Raw genomic sequence first — 14,514 nt, 5'->3', positions numbered from 1 at the left:
TTCCAGGACACACACGCACATGCGCCACCAGATCCATGACCTGCTGGCCCCGGTACCGGGGACCGCACGCAAGATTCACAGCTTCCATTTCGGCCCGGAAAAAGCCGTCGGCAAAATCTATATCCAGTCGTCCCTGCACGCCGATGAACTGCCGGGCATGCTGGTCGCCTGGCACCTCAAGCAACGCTTGGCCGAGCTCGAGGCGTCCGGCCACCTGCGCCACGAGATCGTGCTGGTGCCGGTCGCCAACCCCATCGGCCTCGAACAAGTGCTGATGGACGTGCCCCTGGGTCGCTACGAAACCGAAAGCGGGCAGAACTTCAACCGCCGCTTCGTCGACCTGAGCGAAGAGATCGGCAACGAAATCCAGGACCTGCTCACCGACGATCCCCAGCACAACCTGATGCTGATCCGCACCAGCCTGCGCGATGCCCTCGCCCGACAGACCCCTGGCACCCAATTGCAATCCCTGCGCCTGGCCCTGCAACGGCTGGCCTGCGACGCCGACATGGTGCTGGACCTGCATTGCGACTTCGAAGCCGTGGCCCACCTCTACACCACGCCAGAAGCCTGGCCGCAGGTCGAGCCGCTGGCCCGCTACATCGGTGCCGAAGCCAGCCTGCTGGCGACCGATTCAGGCGGCCAGTCGTTCGACGAATGTTTCACCCTGCTCTGGTGGCAACTCAAGGAACGCTTCGGCGAACGCTTCGAGATTCCCCTGGGCAGTTTTTCGGTGACCGTGGAGTTGCGTGGCCAGGGTGACGTCAACCATGGTCTGGCGAGCCTCGACTGCCAGGCCTTGATCGAATACCTGATCCGCTTCGGCGCCATCGACGGCGAACCGATGCCCATGCCTGAGCTGCCCTACCCGGCCACGCCGCTGGCCGCAGTCGAGCCGGTGGCCACGCCCGTGGGCGGGTTGCTGGTCTACAGCGCCCTGCCCGGCGAATACCTGGAGGCAGGGCAGCTGATCGCGGAAGTCATCGATCCGGTCAACGACACCGTCACCCCTGTTCATTGCCGTAACGCCGGGCTGCTGTACGCCCGTTCGCTGCGCCGCATGGCGACCGCCGGCATGGTGATCGCCCATGTCGCCGGCACCGAGGCCTACCGCAGCGGCTACCTACTTTCGCCTTGAGGATGCATGCTCCATGTACAAACTGACCATCGAAGGCCTGCATAAAAGCTATGGCGAACATGAAGTACTCAAAGGCGTTTCGCTCAAGGCCAAGACCGGCGACGTCATCAGCCTGATCGGCGCCAGCGGCTCGGGCAAAAGTACCTTTCTGCGCTGTATCAACTTCCTGGAACAACCCAATGACGGCGCCATGACCCTGGACGGTCAGCCGATCCAGATGATCAAGGACCGCCATGGCATGCACGTGGCCGACGCCGACGAACTGCAACGCATCCGCACGCGCCTGGCCATGGTGTTCCAGCATTTCAACCTGTGGAGCCACATGACCGTGCTGGAAAACATCACCATGGCGCCGCGCCGGGTGTTGGGTGTGAGCAAGCAGGAAGCCGACGACCGTGCGCGTCGTTATCTCGACAAGGTCGGCCTGCCGGCACGGGTTGCCGAGCAGTACCCCGCTTTCCTCTCCGGCGGCCAGCAACAGCGCGTGGCCATTGCCCGAGCCCTGGCGATGGAGCCAGAGGTGATGCTGTTCGACGAACCCACTTCTGCCCTGGACCCGGAGCTGGTGGGCGAAGTGCTGAAGGTGATCCAGGGCCTGGCCGAAGAGGGCCGGACCATGATCATGGTGACCCACGAAATGAGCTTCGCCCGCAAAGTCTCGAACCAGGTGCTGTTCCTGCACCAGGGTCTGGTGGAAGAAGAAGGCGCGCCGGAAGACGTACTGGGCAACCCCAAGAGCGAACGGCTCAAACAGTTTCTCAGTGGCAACCTGAAGTAAACCGCGGCACACCTGAATTGAGGAGCCAGGCACTGCTCTTGTGGCGAGGGGATTTATCCCCGCTGGGCTGCGAAGCTGCCCTTCAGTTGATCACCTCGGTGCGTCTGGCAAATTATTCTTGAGCTTTTTTGGGGCTGCTTCGCAGCCCAACGGGGATAAATCCCCTCGCCAAAGGGTTTTTAAAACCTTTCACATCCCGCCGTGGTCACTGAAGAAGGACTTCCAGGACGCACGCGGCAGGCATGGCGACATCCAACAATTTCGCAAATCAGTGGTTCGGCGCCCGCGGCTGGAAGCCGTTTGCCTTTCAGAAGCAGGTATGGGCCGCGGTCAAGCGGGGGGAGTCCGGGCTGTTGCACGCCAGCACCGGTGCCGGCAAGACCTATGCCGCGTGGTTTGCCGCCCTCAACCGTTTCGCCCGCCCGGCACCGCCGCCGGCCAAACCACGCAAACGCAAGCCGCCGGCCGAACCGCTGACCGTCCTGTGGATCACGCCGATGCGCGCATTGGCGGCCGACACCGGCAAGGCCCTCGAAGCGCCCCTGGCAGACCTGCAAGTGCCCTGGAGTGTCGGTCTGCGCACGGGCGACACCAGCGCCAGCGAACGCGCCCGGCAGGGCCGGCGCCTGCCCACCGCGCTGATCACCACGCCGGAAAGCCTGACCCTGATGCTCGCCCGGGCCGATGCGCAAGCCGCTGTCTCAACCCTGCGCATGGTCGTGGTGGATGAATGGCACGAATTGCTCGGCAACAAACGTGGCGTGCAGTTGCAACTGGCCCTGGCGCGCTTGCGGCACTGGCATCCCGAACTCATCGTCTGGGGCGTGTCCGCAACCCTCGGTAACCAAGCCCACGCCGAGCAAGTGCTAATCCCGCAAGGCAACGCAATCAGCGTCCAAGGGGCCAACAGCAAGGCGCTGCAGGTCGACACGCTGCTGCCCCCGGCCCTCGAACGTTTCCCGTGGGCTGGGCACATTGGCCTGAAAATGCTGCCTCAGGTCGTTACTGAAATCGACACCAGCCGCAGCTGCCTGGTCTTCACCAACACCCGGGCACAGTCGGAAATCTGGTATCAGGCGCTTCTTGAGGCGAGACCCGATTGGGCCGGGCTGATCGCCCTGCACCATAGCTCCCTGTCGCGTGACACCCGGGATTGGGTGGAACAGGCATTGAAGGATGGTCAGCTCAAAGCGGTGGTCTGCACCTCCAGCCTGGACCTGGGGGTGGACTTCCTGCCGGTGGAACGGGTGCTGCAGATTGGCTCGGCCAAGGGCGTGGCGCGGCTGATGCAACGGGCCGGACGCTCCGGTCACGCACCGGGGCGGGCCTCACGGGTGACACTGGTGCCGACCCACAGCCTGGAGTTGATCGAAGCCGCCGCCGCCCAGGACGCCGTGGCCCAGCGGCGCATCGAACCTCGCGAATCGCCGCACAAGCCACTGGACGTCCTGGTGCAGCATTTGGTGAGCATGGCCCTGGGCGGCGGCTTCGTTCCCGACGAGTTGTTCGAGGAGGTGCGGGGAGCCTGGGCCTACCGCGACCTCAATCCGGCCGAATGGGCCTGGGCCCTGGCCTTTGTACGCCACGGCGGCCTGTCATTGACCGCCTACCCCGATTACCAACGGGTCGAACCGGACGAACACGGGGTCTGGCGCGTGCCCGACGCCCGCCTGGCCCGGCGTCACCGCATGAGCATCGGTACCATCGTCAGCGATGCCAGCCTGCAATTGAAGTTCTGGAGCAAGGGCGGCGGCGGCAAGACCCTGGGCAGCGTCGAGGAAGGCTTCATCGCTCGCCTGCGACCCGGCGACGGTTTCCTGTTCGCCGGGCGACTGCTGGAATTGGTCCGGGTCGAAGACATGACCGCCTATGTGCGACGCAGCCAGGCCAAGAAGGCCGCTGTGCCACGCTGGAACGGCGGGCGCATGCCACTTTCCAGCGAACTGGCGGCCGCTGTCGTGGCCCGGTTGAGCGAAGCCGCCGCGGGCCGCTTCGAGGGCCCGGAGATGCAAGCCGTGCAGCCCCTGCTGTTGACCCAGCAACGTTGGTCGGGTTTGCCTACGCAACAGACCTTGCTGGCCGAAGGCCTCAAGTCCCGGGAAGGCTGGCATCTGTTCCTGTACCCATTTGCCGGGCGCCAAGTGCATCTGGGTCTGGCCAGCCTGCTGGCCTGGCGCGTCAGTCGGCAACAGCCGCTGACGTTTTCCATTGCGGTCAACGACTACGGCTTGGAACTGCTCAGCGCCACGGCAGTGGATTGGTCGCACTACCTGACCCCGAGCCTGCTGAGCATCGATCACCTGCTGAACGACGTGCTCGCGAGCTTGAATGCCGGGGAACTGGCCCTGAGGCGCTTTCGCGAAATCGCCCGGATCGCCGGGCTGGTCTTCGCCGGCTACCCCGGTGCGCCGAAAAGCACCCGGCAAGTCCAGGCCTCCAGCGGGTTGTTCTTCCAGGTGTTCAAACAATACGACGCCGACAATCTGTTGCTGGCCCAGGCCGGGGAGGAAGTCTTGCGTGAAGAATTGGATATCCGTCGACTGGAGCAGACCTTGCAACGCCTCAATACCTTGAAGCTGGACCTGCACATGATCAAACGCCCCACCCCACTCGGGTTCCCGCTGCTGGTGGAGCGGTTCCGGGAAAGCATGAGCTCGGAAAAACTCGCCGACCGCATCCGGCGGATGGTCAGCGAGCTGGAAAAGACTGCCGATCGCGGTGACGTCTGATGCCAGCGCCGTATCCTGTCAGCCTGGCCGGCGAAGCGCTCTGGTTGCTCCCGGAAAAAGCCTTGTATTGGCCCGCCCAGGAAACCTTGATGGTGGCCGACGTTCATTTCGGCAAGGCCGCCGCCTATCGTCGCCTCGGGCAACCGGTGCCCCACGGCACCACCGCTAGCAATATCGCGGTGCTGGATGCATTACTGGCCAGCCTGGCGTGTCGGCAGTTGATCTTTCTCGGGGATTTTCTCCACGGTCCTGGCTCCCACGCACCCGGCACCTTGAAGGCACTTTCCGATTGGCGTGAACGACATCCGCACCTGGCCATGACGCTGATTCGTGGCAACCACGACAAACGCGCCGGCGACCCACCGCCAACGCTGAACATTCGCGTCGTACCGGAGCCGTTGCTACTGGGCCCTTTCGCCGTGCAACACGAGCCTACCCCCCACCCCAGCCGCCATGTACTGGCCGGCCACGTGCACCCGGTCTACCACTTGAGTGGCAAGGGCCGGCAACGCCTGCGCCTGGCTTGCTTTCGGCTGGGCAGCGAAATCAGCCTGCTACCGGCCTTCGGCGCGTTCACAGGCGGTTATCGAGTCGATCAAGACAGCGATTGCAGGATTTTTGTCATCGGCGATAACGAAATATGGCCCGTCAACTGAAGTACTCTGCCTGCGCTACCGCTGACGGGCCAGCGTCTCATCAGGCAACAGGCGCAGGAGGCGGCTCGTCCGGCAGGGTAGGTTCGCCGGGTTCGGTAGGCTGTTCATTGGGCGTATCGGGATCGGGCTGGCCGGGGATGCCGCCTGCCGCTTCGGCAGGGTGTGCCAGCAGTGACCAGGCCATGACGCCGATCTGGTTGGGCTCAAGCCTTGCCAGCTCGGCACTGATTCGCGGATCGATCTTCATAGAGCAACTCCTGAGCGAAGGCCCGCTGCGCTGACGCACAAAAACGGGCAGTACACGCAATAGAGTGTCTGCCCGCTCAGGAATTCCAAACAGCTCGTCAGATTCAGGTACGCGGCAGCGTCACGCCGCGCTGGCCCTGGTATTTGCCGCCACGATCTTTGTAGGAGACTTCGCATTCTTCATCGGATTCAAGGAACAGCATCTGCGCCACACCTTCGTTGGCGTAGATTTTCGCCGGCAGGGTGGTGGTGTTGGAGAATTCCAGGGTCACGTGGCCTTCCCACTCGGGTTCCAGGGGCGTGACGTTGACGATGATGCCGCAACGGGCGTAGGTGCTCTTGCCCAGGCAGATGGTCAGCACGTTGCGCGGAATGCGGAAGTATTCGACGGTGCGGGCCAGGGCGAAGGAGTTCGGCGGGATGATGCAAACGTCGCTCTTGACGTCGACGAAGCTCTTCTCGTCGAAGTTCTTCGGGTCGACGGTGGCCGAATTGATGTTGGTGAACACCTTGAATTCGTCGGCGCAGCGCACGTCGTAGCCGTAGCTGGAGACACCGAAGGAGATCAGCCGGTCGGCGCCTTCGCCACGCATCTGGCGCTCGACGAAGGGCTCGATCATGCCGTGCTCTTGCGCCATGCGGCGAATCCACTTGTCCGATTTGATGCTCATGGCGATTTCCTGAAATAGCGAGGTGGAAAAAATACGTCCGGCATCTTACCGGGGCACGGGGCCGGGTTCAAAGCGCAGCACGCAAATCTCGCCGATCCACCTTGATTTCCGGGTCCTGCCGGCCATCGCCCGCGCCGTCAGTCACCAAATAAGAGAAACCTTCGCAAAGACCATTGGCACATTCTGGAAAAAGGGTTAAGGTGGCGCCACTGTGTTGCTTGTGTCACTGAGAATCTCTACACGATATGTTGAATTTCGATCCAACCATCTACAAGAATTTTTCCTGCTCTTTGCACTCAGTCTCGGCCAGGGTTCTTCCTGAGTCGCAGTTATCTTTGTTCAAGGAGTTACACCATGTCTAATCGCCAAACCGGTACCGTTAAGTGGTTCAACGATGAAAAAGGCTTCGGCTTCATCACCCCACAATCCGGTGACGACCTGTTCGTTCACTTCAAAGCTATCCAATCCGACGGCTTCAAAAGCCTGAAAGAAGGCCAACAGGTTTCTTTCATCGCTACCCGCGGTCAGAAAGGCATGCAAGCTGAAGAAGTTCAAGTTATCTAACTTGCACTTGCTTTAGTAAAAGGCCCCGCCCTCAAAAGCGGGGCTTTTTTGTGCCTGGGTGTTTTGCAGGCACAAAAAATCAATGTGGGAGCGGGCTTGCTCGCGAAAGCGGCGGGTCAGCAACATCATTACTGACTGACACACCGCCTTCGCGAGCAAGCCCGCTCCCACACTGTTTTTTCCTTGGCCTGGATTACCAGGTCACGCCAAACCCGGCCGTGTACCGCGTCCTGCTCAAGTCACTGTCTTCAGTACCTTCAATGACATCCTTCTCGGCCTTGAGGTTGAGTGACGCCCAGTCGGTGACCTTGTAGCGCAGCCCCATCTCAGCGTCATAGGCGTACTCCGCCACACCGGACAGCGGCTTGCCCACTTCGCCGTTGGTGAAGAACTCGACGCGCTTGCCAATCAGGTAGCGGTTGTAGTCCCACTTCATGGCCACAGAATAGAAGTTATCCTTGCCGCCATCGCGGTATTCGTAGTCGGTGCGGTTCAACAGCGAGCCCAGGGAGAACGCACCCAGCTCGTCATCCCAGAACTGGTAGCCCGGACCGGTACCCACGACGCGCTGGCGCGCCAAGTCTTCGACCTTGTCGCGCTTATAATTCAAGCGGCCTTGCCAAAACCATTTATCAGTGAAAAACCGGTCGAGGGAATACTCCAGGCGCCAGTTGTCGGTCGACACCACGTCGTCCTGGAATTCACGGTTGTATTCGCCTTCAGCGTTATGCCGCCATCTGCCGTGGCGCGCCGAGGTCTTGAAGTCGACATCGTAATCGTCGGTATCGTTTTCCGCGCGCTTGTAATCCAGTGCGGCATCGATATTGCCCTTCCATACCAGATCCTCGACCACCGGCTTGGGCTTGAGGATCTGCTGGATGCTGGCCAGCTCGACGGTCTTGGGCGCATCACCGTTGGCCAGGGTGACCTTACCATCCTCGGCGGCCTGCAGCGCCTTGGCCTTCTCGCCGGTGTAGGCATCCTGCTTGACCAGCAATTGCTGGTCGCTTTCGAGGGTCTTGACCTGCTTCCAATCAATAGGAACTGCGCCGGCGTAATCAGTCTGGATCAGCAACTTGCCGCCATCGAAAACGGTGATTTTACCGGTCAGCTTGTCACCGTTCTTCAACCAGACGGTATCGGCAAGCAAGGGCATGGAGGCGCTGGTAACAGCTAGGCACAACAGGGTTCTAGACAACATAAGCGATAATGGGCTCAAGTTTTCAGTGAAAAGGCGGCATTATCCCCCAGGATGACACCTCAGCAAGGACTGACCCGTGTAGGGCGGATGAGTTCATTTCTCAACCCGTCCTGTAGGAATTAATCTACAGACGGACACCTCATTCAGGAACCTTTACGTGACTGACACCTCTGCGGACACCGAGAACGCCGCCCAGATCCGCCGCACGACCCTTTACCTGACCCTGGCCCAAGTGCCGGCGGGCAAAGTCGTCACCTATGGCCAACTCGCCGAAATGGCCGGCCTGGGGCGCGCGGCGCGCTGGGTCGGGCGAACCCTCAGCCAACTGCCAAACGACACCAAGCTGCCCTGGCATCGGGTATTGGGTGCCGGCGGTCGGATCAGCCTGCCGGCAGGCAGCGCCTCGGGGGATGAACAGCGCGCACGCCTGCGCCTGGAAGGGATCAGTGTCCTGAACAATCGTGTTGATATTCAGCGCCATGGCTGGCGCCCGGTAGAGCACAGCGGTTAGAGTGCGCGCTTTGTTTTCGCAATTTTTGAGGCAGACTCCAGCCCATGCCCCGTAAAACCTGGCGCGCCGCCCTCGCCGCCTATGCCAGTCCCTCAACGCTCGTGCTGTTGCTGCTTGGCTTCGCCGCCGGCTTGCCATACATGCTGGTGTTTTCCACGCTTTCAGTCTGGTTGCGCGAAGCCGGCGTGGCCCGCGAAACCATCGGCTACGCGAGCCTGATCGGTCTGGCATACGCCTTTAAATGGGTCTGGTCGCCACTGCTCGACCAATGGCGCCTGCCGCTGCTGGGCAAACTGGGGCGCCGTCGCTCATGGCTGGTGCTCTCCCAGGCTCTGGTGATCCTCGGCCTGATCGGCATGGGTTTCTGTGACCCACAAAAACACCTGTCATGGTTGATCGCCATCGCCGTGATCGTAGCCTTCGCCTCCGCGACACAGGACATCGCCGTCGACGCCTATCGCCTGGAAATCGCCGACGACACCCGCCAGGCCGCGCTCGCCGCCAGCTACATGTCCGGTTACCGCATCGCCGCGCTACTGGCCACCGCCGGCGCCCTGTTCTTCGCCGAAGGCTTTGGCTCCACCGGTTTCAACTACAAACACTCGGCATGGGCCGGTACTTACCTGTTGTTCGGCGTGCTGATGGTCCCGGCGCTTCTCACCTCGCTGTTCATGCGCGAGCCGCCGGTGCCGCTGCGTACCCAATTGCAGGCCGGACGCTACACGTTCGTTCATCAGTTGGCGTCGGTATTCGTGCTGATCGTGCTGCTGGTCTCCGTCCCGGCGATGTTTACCCAGCTGTTCAACACCGACTTCGCCAGCGTGCTGTTCGAGGGCGTCAGCCTGCTCGACCTGCTGCTCGAAGACCGCGCGTTCCTGCGGGCCATCCTCTATACCATCCTGACCGCCCTGTGCCTGTCGGCCATGGGTCGGCGCGGACTGGCGCCGGTTCTGACGCCGATCAATGATTTCATCCTGCGTTATCGCTGGCAGGCCCTGCTGCTGCTCGGGCTGATCGCAACCTATCGGATGTCCGACACGGTCATGGGCGTCATGGCCAACGTGTTCTACATCGACCAAGGGTTCACCAAGGACCAGATCGCCAGCGTCAGCAAGATTTTCGGGCTGATCATGACCCTCGTCGGTGCCGGCATGGGCGGCCTGCTGATCGTACGTTTCGGCATCCTGCCCATCCTGTTCATCGGCGGTGTCGCTTCGGCCGCCACCAATATCCTCTTCCTGATGCTGACCGACATGGGCGCCAACCTGAAGATGTTGATTGTCACCATCTCCCTGGACAACTTCAGCTCCGGCCTGGCCACGTCGGCGTTCGTCGCCTACCTGTCGAGCCTCACCAACCTGAAATTCTCCGCCACCCAATACGCCCTGCTCAGCTCGATCATGCTGTTGCTGCCGCGCTTGATCGGGGGTTATTCAGGGGTGATGGTGGAGAAGTTCGGCTACCACAATTTCTTCCTGATCACCGCCCTGCTGGGCGTGCCGACCCTGCTGCTGATCGCCTTGCACTGGTTCCAGGAGAACCGTCGCCAGGATTCGACACCCACCGAGGAGCCGGCGCCCACTCGGCCCGCGGAAGAGTCGTAGGAAACTTCAGCAAACGCCGGGGAAACCGGCGTTCGCACCTGGCGACCGGCCACGCGCCTGTACGCCAGGGCATCTCGCCCGTACAATGCTCCGTCACTTCTCGTCATCAGCAACCGACAACGGCCAACCATGCGCACCAGTCAATATTTGCTCGCCACACAGAAAGAAACGCCTTCCGACGCCGTCGTGATCAGCCATCAGTTGATGCTGCGTGCCGGCATGATCCGCAAGCTCGCTTCCGGCCTGTACACCTGGCTGCCGATGGGTTTGCGCGTCATGCGCAAGGTGGAAGCCATCGTTCGTGAAGAGATGGACGCCGCTGGCGCCCTGGAAGTATTGATGCCGGGCACCCAACCGGCCGAGCTGTGGCAGGAATCGGGACGCTGGGAAGAATACGGCCCTGAGCTGCTGCGCATCAAAGACCGTCACGGTCGCGACTTCTGTGCAGGCCCGACCCACGAAGAAGTGATCACCGATCTGATGCGCAACGAGTTGAGCAGCTACAAGCAGTTGCCCATCAACCTGTACCAGATCCAGACCAAGTTCCGTGACGAGATCCGTCCACGCTTCGGCCTGATGCGCGGTCGCGAATTCATCATGAAGGACGCCTACTCGTTCCATGCCGACCTGGCTTCGCTGCAGGTCACCTACGACCGCATGCACCAGGCGTATTGCAACGTGTTCACCCGCCTGGGCCTGAAGTTCCGTCCGGTTGAAGCCGACAACGGTTCCATCGGTGGCGCCGGTTCCCACGAGTTCCACGTACTGGCCGAGTCCGGCGAAGACGACATCGTCTTCAGCAACGGCTCCGACTACGCCGCGAACATCGAGAAGGCCGAAGCCGTGCCTCGGGAAACTACCCGCGCCGCGCCGACCGAAGAGCTGCGCCTGGTGGACACGCCGAACGCCAAGACCATTGCCCAGTTGGTGGAAGGCTACAACCTGCCGATCGAGCGCACCATCAAGACCCTGATCGTGCGGGCGGAAGAAGCCGGCAAGCTGATTGCCCTGATCGTCCGTGGCGACCACGAACTGAATGAAATCAAGGCCGCCAACCAGCCAGGCGTCGCCAGCCCGCTGGTCATGGCCACCGAAGCCGACCTGCGCGACGCCATTGGCGCCGGCGCCGGCTCCCTCGGCCCGTTGAACCTGCCACTGCCTATCATCATCGACCGTTCGGTGGCATTGATGAGCGACTTCGCCATCGGTGCCAACATCGACGACAAGCACTACTTCGGCGTGAACTGGGAACGCGACCTGCCGGTTCCAACCGTCGCGGACCTGCGCAATGTCGTGGCCGGCGACCCGAGCCCCGATGGCAAGGGCACCCTGGAAATCAAGCGGGGCATCGAGGTCGGGCACATCTTCCAGCTGGGCAACAAGTACAGCAAGGCGATGAAGTGCGAAGTGCTGGGCGAGAACGGCAAGCCGGTCACCCTGGAAATGGGTTGCTACGGCATCGGCGTTTCCCGCGTGGTAGCAGCCGCCATCGAGCAGAACAACGACGAGAAAGGCATCATCTGGAGCGACACACTGGCGCCGTTCCAGGTGGCCCTGGTGCCGCTGCGCTATGAAACCGACCTGGTGCGTGAAGCCACCGACAAGCTCTACGCCGAACTGACGGCCGCCGGCTTCGAAGTGCTGCTGGACGACCGCGACAAGAAAACCAGCCCCGGCATCAAGTTCGCGGACATGGAACTGATCGGCATCCCCCACCGGATCGTCGTCAGTGACCGTGGCCTGGCCGAAGGCAACCTGGAATACAAGAGCCGCACCGAGGCCGAGCCGCAAGCGCTGCCGGTCGCCGACGTGCTGTCGTTCCTCCAGGCCCGTATCCGCCGCTGACACCAGATAGAGACGTCATGTTCAAGCGAAACACCTTAGGCCTCGGTGGCGCCGCCCTGTGCGGCGCCCTGCTGGTCAGCGGCTGTGCCAACCAAATGTCACAACGCAGCGAGCACGAAGAGCGGGTCGAGCGCAAACTGCTCGACCACAGCCTGCAAATCGACGTGGGCGAACCGAAGGTGCTCGACCTGCCGCAGCGCCGGGTGCGCATCAATGAGCAGAAGACCTTCGAAGTCACTGAGTTCGAGGTCACCCGCCATTACGATCGCTACACGCCGTACCAACCCTGGCGCGAGATCTACGAGATCCCCCTGGGCGCGGTGGCCGTGGTGGCCGGTGTCGGTGCGAACGTGGTCAATGTGTTCGCCCTCGGCAACCTGCCAGACACAGCGACCCGCGACTGGATCAGCTACGGTTTCGCCGGGCTCAACCCGTTCATGAACGTCCCCTCCCATGGCCGTGCCCAGCAGAATCTGGCGGGCATCGACGAAGTCCAGCGCGACAAGCGCACGGAACACTCGAGCCTGCCCTGGAGCGAACGCCCGGTGGAGGTCAAGGCCGCCCGGCAGACCTTCGAGCTGAGCACTGACCGTAACGGCGTGCTGCGCTTGAACCTGCTGGAAAGCCCGTTCGCCGAACAGGACCTGAGCCAGTTCGGCAAATTGCAGATCAGCGTGACGGATGCCCAGGACGAAGTGCACACCGACTCATCCCTGAGCATCAGCAGCACCTTGCGCAGCAAACTGCTGGAAGCTCACGCACTGATCTACGACGATCTGGAAGACGACGAGGTGAGCCAGTGGGTTCATCGGGTCAAGCGCCTGTCGGAGCTGGGACTTGAAGAAGAGGCCAGCGAACTGGAACAGAGCCTGATCGAACTGACGCGCAACGATCCAGAGTTGCAGACCGAATTCATGAAAGCCCTGACCAAGGATGGCGGGCGGTTGGTGGCGGATCCAGGGGCTCACTGAAACCCCCTTTGCTCCCACTGGACCTGTAGGAGCTGTCGAGCGAAGCGAGGCTGCGACCTTTCCCCAGACACTTGAGTCTCAAGCGAAAGATCAAAAGATCGCAGCCTTCGGCAGCTCCTACAGCCCCAGCGGGAGCAAGCTCCCTCGCCACAAGAGCAAGACAAGGCATTCAGCCAAGCAGTCTCATCGCTCGAACAACTCCAACTGCTCGAACCCACCCCGCAAATCTTCCAGCCGCACCCCGATCCCCAATAACCGCACCGGCTTGCCGCCCCGGTTGAACGCCTGGGTCAACAGCAACTGATAACTGCCCAGGTCCCGCCCTGCCCCGGCCTGTTCCAGTGTGGTCTGGGTGAAGTCGTGAAACTTCACTTTGACGAACGGCTTGCCCGGTCGATAACTGCTGTCGATCCGCGCCATGCGCCCTTTGAGGGTTTCCATCAGTTCCGGCAGTTTGTCGAGACAACTCACCAGGTCGGGCAGGTCGACATCGTAGGTGTTTTCCACACTGATGGACTGCCGTCGGCTATCGTTGTGCACCAGACGTTCATCGATTCCACGGGCCAGGCTCCAGAGCCGCTCACCGAAACTGCCGAATTCGCGCACCAGCGCCAGCTTGTCCCACTGACGCAACTGCAGGCAATCGACGATACCGAGCCGGTTCAGCTTCTCGGCGGTGACCTTGCCTACACCGTGGAGCTTGCTGACCGGCAGGGCCGAGACAAAATCCTCGACCTGGTCCGGGGTGATGACAAACAATCCGTTGGGCTTTTTCCAGTCACTGGCGATCTTGGCCAGGAACTTGTTCGGCGCGACGCCGGCGGACACAGTGATGTGCAGCTGGTTGGAGACACGCCGACGAATGTCCTGGGCGATGCGGGTGGCACTGCCGCCGAAATGAGCACTGGCAGATACATCCAGGTAGGCCTCGTCCAGGGACAGTGGCTCGATCAGGTCGGTGTAATCGCTGAAAATCGTATGAATTTCCTTCGACGCTTCCCGATAGGCCTCCATCCGTGGCTTGACGATGGTAAGGTCCGGGCAAAGCTTCAAGGCGTGGCCGGAAGACATGGCCGAGCGTACGCCGTAGGCCCGCGCTTCGTAGTTACAAGTGGCAATCACACCTCGCCGATCCGCCGAGCCCCCCACCGCCATGGGCTTGCCGGCCAGCCGCGGATCATCGCGCATCTCGATAGCGGCATAGAAACAGTCACAGTCGACATGGATGATTTTACGTTGCGTCATAGAAGAACAGGGTGCGGGACGAATCGGGCCACCAGTATCGCACCGGCACCTGTATATAGCACCAGTAGTTTGAAAGATCCTTCGTCGGGCTTCGAAAACACCTACACAAATTTACTTCTTCAATCGTAACGCCCCCTCCAATAGAGCTTCAGCCCTTGCCAGGCCTGCGTCACAGCGCTGTCACAATGCCCACACGGAAGGCTAAGCGCTTGAAGCGGAACAGTTTTTTATGACGCAAGGGTTGACAGCGGCTCGATCCTCTGTAGAATGCCGCCACACAGACGCGGGATGGAGCAGTCTGGTAGCTCGTCGGGCTCATAACCCGAAGGTCGTCGGTTCAAATCCGGCTCCCGCA

The 14,514-nt window shown here is 61.6% G+C and carries 13 protein-coding genes and 1 tRNA gene; 10 read left to right on the top strand and 4 right to left on the bottom strand.

All coding sequences use genetic code 11. From position 1 onward, the window contains the following. The first annotated feature begins 19 nt into the window (after window positions 1-19). From BT125_RS20045 to pdeM, 4 genes are all read left to right on the top strand, one after another. The gene (locus BT125_RS20045; protein ID WP_072409576.1) at window positions 20-1,138 is read left to right on the top strand and encodes a succinylglutamate desuccinylase/aspartoacylase family protein; all 1,119 of its coding nucleotides are present in this window, start codon (window positions 20-22) and stop codon (window positions 1,136-1,138) included. Between the two features lie 13 nt (window positions 1,139-1,151). After that, on the top strand, window positions 1,152-1,916 hold the full coding sequence (locus BT125_RS20040) for an ABC transporter ATP-binding protein (protein WP_072409574.1): 765 nt from the start codon (window positions 1,152-1,154) through the stop codon (window positions 1,914-1,916). Window positions 1,917-2,158: 242 nt separating this feature from the next. Beyond that, window positions 2,159-4,645, top strand: a complete 2,487-nt coding sequence (locus tag BT125_RS20035; RefSeq protein WP_072409572.1) for a ligase-associated DNA damage response DEXH box helicase — start codon at window positions 2,159-2,161, stop codon at window positions 4,643-4,645. Beyond that, window positions 4,645-5,301, top strand: coding sequence for a ligase-associated DNA damage response endonuclease PdeM (pdeM, locus tag BT125_RS20030; RefSeq protein ID WP_072409570.1), 657 nt, complete (start codon window positions 4,645-4,647; stop codon window positions 5,299-5,301). Before BT125_RS20035 ends, pdeM begins: the two co-directional genes overlap by 1 nt. A 40-nt stretch (window positions 5,302-5,341) precedes the next feature. Here pdeM and BT125_RS20025 read toward each other — a convergent pair whose 3' ends face one another. Both BT125_RS20025 and dcd read right to left on the bottom strand, forming a co-directional pair. Next, window positions 5,342-5,548: a hypothetical protein gene (locus tag BT125_RS20025; protein ID WP_041022879.1), complete on the bottom strand. Its 207-nt coding sequence runs from the start codon at window positions 5,546-5,548 to the stop codon at window positions 5,342-5,344. 103 nt (window positions 5,549-5,651) lie between these two features. Further along, complete coding sequence (dcd, locus tag BT125_RS20020; protein WP_003184751.1) at window positions 5,652-6,218, bottom strand: dCTP deaminase; 567 nt, start codon at window positions 6,216-6,218, stop codon at window positions 5,652-5,654. Between the two features lie 354 nt (window positions 6,219-6,572). Between dcd and BT125_RS20015 the strand changes: the two genes are divergently transcribed. After that, window positions 6,573-6,782 carry a cold-shock protein gene (locus BT125_RS20015; protein ID WP_002554837.1) on the top strand — a complete coding sequence of 70 codons (210 nt, stop codon included), beginning with the start codon at window positions 6,573-6,575 and terminating at the stop codon, window positions 6,780-6,782. A gap of 193 nt (window positions 6,783-6,975) precedes the next feature. Here the strand turns inward: BT125_RS20015 and BT125_RS20010 are convergent, their stop codons facing one another. Further along, window positions 6,976-7,983, bottom strand: a complete 1,008-nt coding sequence (locus tag BT125_RS20010) for a DUF481 domain-containing protein (protein WP_072409568.1) — start codon at window positions 7,981-7,983, stop codon at window positions 6,976-6,978. 157 nt (window positions 7,984-8,140) lie between these two features. On the opposite strand from BT125_RS20010, the gene BT125_RS20005 reads away from it, so the two are divergent. The 4 genes from BT125_RS20005 to BT125_RS19990 all read left to right on the top strand — a co-directional run bounded on the left by BT125_RS20005 (window position 8,141) and on the right by BT125_RS19990 (window position 12,914). Continuing rightward, on the top strand, window positions 8,141-8,494 hold the full coding sequence (locus BT125_RS20005; protein WP_072409566.1) for an MGMT family protein: 354 nt from the start codon (window positions 8,141-8,143) through the stop codon (window positions 8,492-8,494). Window positions 8,495-8,538: 44 nt separating this feature from the next. Then, entirely contained in the window at window positions 8,539-10,098 is a 1,560-nt protein-coding gene (locus BT125_RS20000; RefSeq protein ID WP_072409564.1) for an AmpG family muropeptide MFS transporter, read from the top strand. Between the two features lie 129 nt (window positions 10,099-10,227). After that, window positions 10,228-11,943, top strand: a complete 1,716-nt coding sequence (locus BT125_RS19995) for a proline--tRNA ligase (protein ID WP_072409562.1) — start codon at window positions 10,228-10,230, stop codon at window positions 11,941-11,943. A gap of 17 nt (window positions 11,944-11,960) precedes the next feature. Next, the gene (locus BT125_RS19990; protein ID WP_072409560.1) at window positions 11,961-12,914 is read left to right on the top strand and encodes a hypothetical protein; all 954 of its coding nucleotides are present in this window, start codon (window positions 11,961-11,963) and stop codon (window positions 12,912-12,914) included. A 183-nt stretch (window positions 12,915-13,097) separates the two neighbouring features. Here the strand turns inward: BT125_RS19990 and dinB are convergent, their stop codons facing one another. After that, window positions 13,098-14,159, bottom strand: a complete 1,062-nt coding sequence (gene dinB / locus BT125_RS19985; RefSeq protein WP_072409558.1) for a DNA polymerase IV — start codon at window positions 14,157-14,159, stop codon at window positions 13,098-13,100. A gap of 282 nt (window positions 14,160-14,441) precedes the next feature. On the opposite strand from dinB, the gene BT125_RS19980 reads away from it, so the two are divergent. Next, a tRNA-Met gene (locus BT125_RS19980) sits at window positions 14,442-14,514 on the top strand.

The sequence above is a fragment of the Pseudomonas sp. NFACC04-2 genome (assembly GCF_900119265.1).
GTDB classification, from domain to species: Bacteria; Pseudomonadota; Gammaproteobacteria; order Pseudomonadales; family Pseudomonadaceae; genus Aquipseudomonas; species Aquipseudomonas fluorescens_AA.
Note: the sequence above shows the minus strand (reverse complement) of the source record. Positions and strands in the feature narration are given on the sequence as shown.

Bases quoted from the DNA above. Each gene is read 5' to 3' on its own strand.
- BT125_RS20045 (WP_072409576.1), top strand. From the start codon at position 20: ATGCGCCACCAGATCCATGACCTGCTGGCCCCGGTACCGGGGACCGCA.
- BT125_RS20040 (WP_072409574.1), top strand. From the start codon at position 1,152: ATGTACAAACTGACCATCGAAGGCCTGCATAAAAGCTATGGCGAACAT.
- BT125_RS20035 (WP_072409572.1), top strand. From the start codon at position 2,159: ATGGCGACATCCAACAATTTCGCAAATCAGTGGTTCGGCGCCCGCGGC.
- pdeM (WP_072409570.1), top strand. From the start codon at position 4,645: ATGCCAGCGCCGTATCCTGTCAGCCTGGCCGGCGAAGCGCTCTGGTTG.
- BT125_RS20025 (WP_041022879.1), bottom strand. From the start codon at position 5,548: ATGAAGATCGATCCGCGAATCAGTGCCGAGCTGGCAAGGCTTGAGCCC.
- dcd (WP_003184751.1), bottom strand. From the start codon at position 6,218: ATGAGCATCAAATCGGACAAGTGGATTCGCCGCATGGCGCAAGAGCAC.
- BT125_RS20015 (WP_002554837.1), top strand. From the start codon at position 6,573: ATGTCTAATCGCCAAACCGGTACCGTTAAGTGGTTCAACGATGAAAAA.
- BT125_RS20010 (WP_072409568.1), bottom strand. From the start codon at position 7,983: ATGTTGTCTAGAACCCTGTTGTGCCTAGCTGTTACCAGCGCCTCCATG.
- BT125_RS20000 (WP_072409564.1), top strand. From the start codon at position 8,539: ATGCCCCGTAAAACCTGGCGCGCCGCCCTCGCCGCCTATGCCAGTCCC.
- BT125_RS19995 (WP_072409562.1), top strand. From the start codon at position 10,228: ATGCGCACCAGTCAATATTTGCTCGCCACACAGAAAGAAACGCCTTCC.
- BT125_RS19990 (WP_072409560.1), top strand. From the start codon at position 11,961: ATGTTCAAGCGAAACACCTTAGGCCTCGGTGGCGCCGCCCTGTGCGGC.
- dinB (WP_072409558.1), bottom strand. From the start codon at position 14,159: ATGACGCAACGTAAAATCATCCATGTCGACTGTGACTGTTTCTATGCC.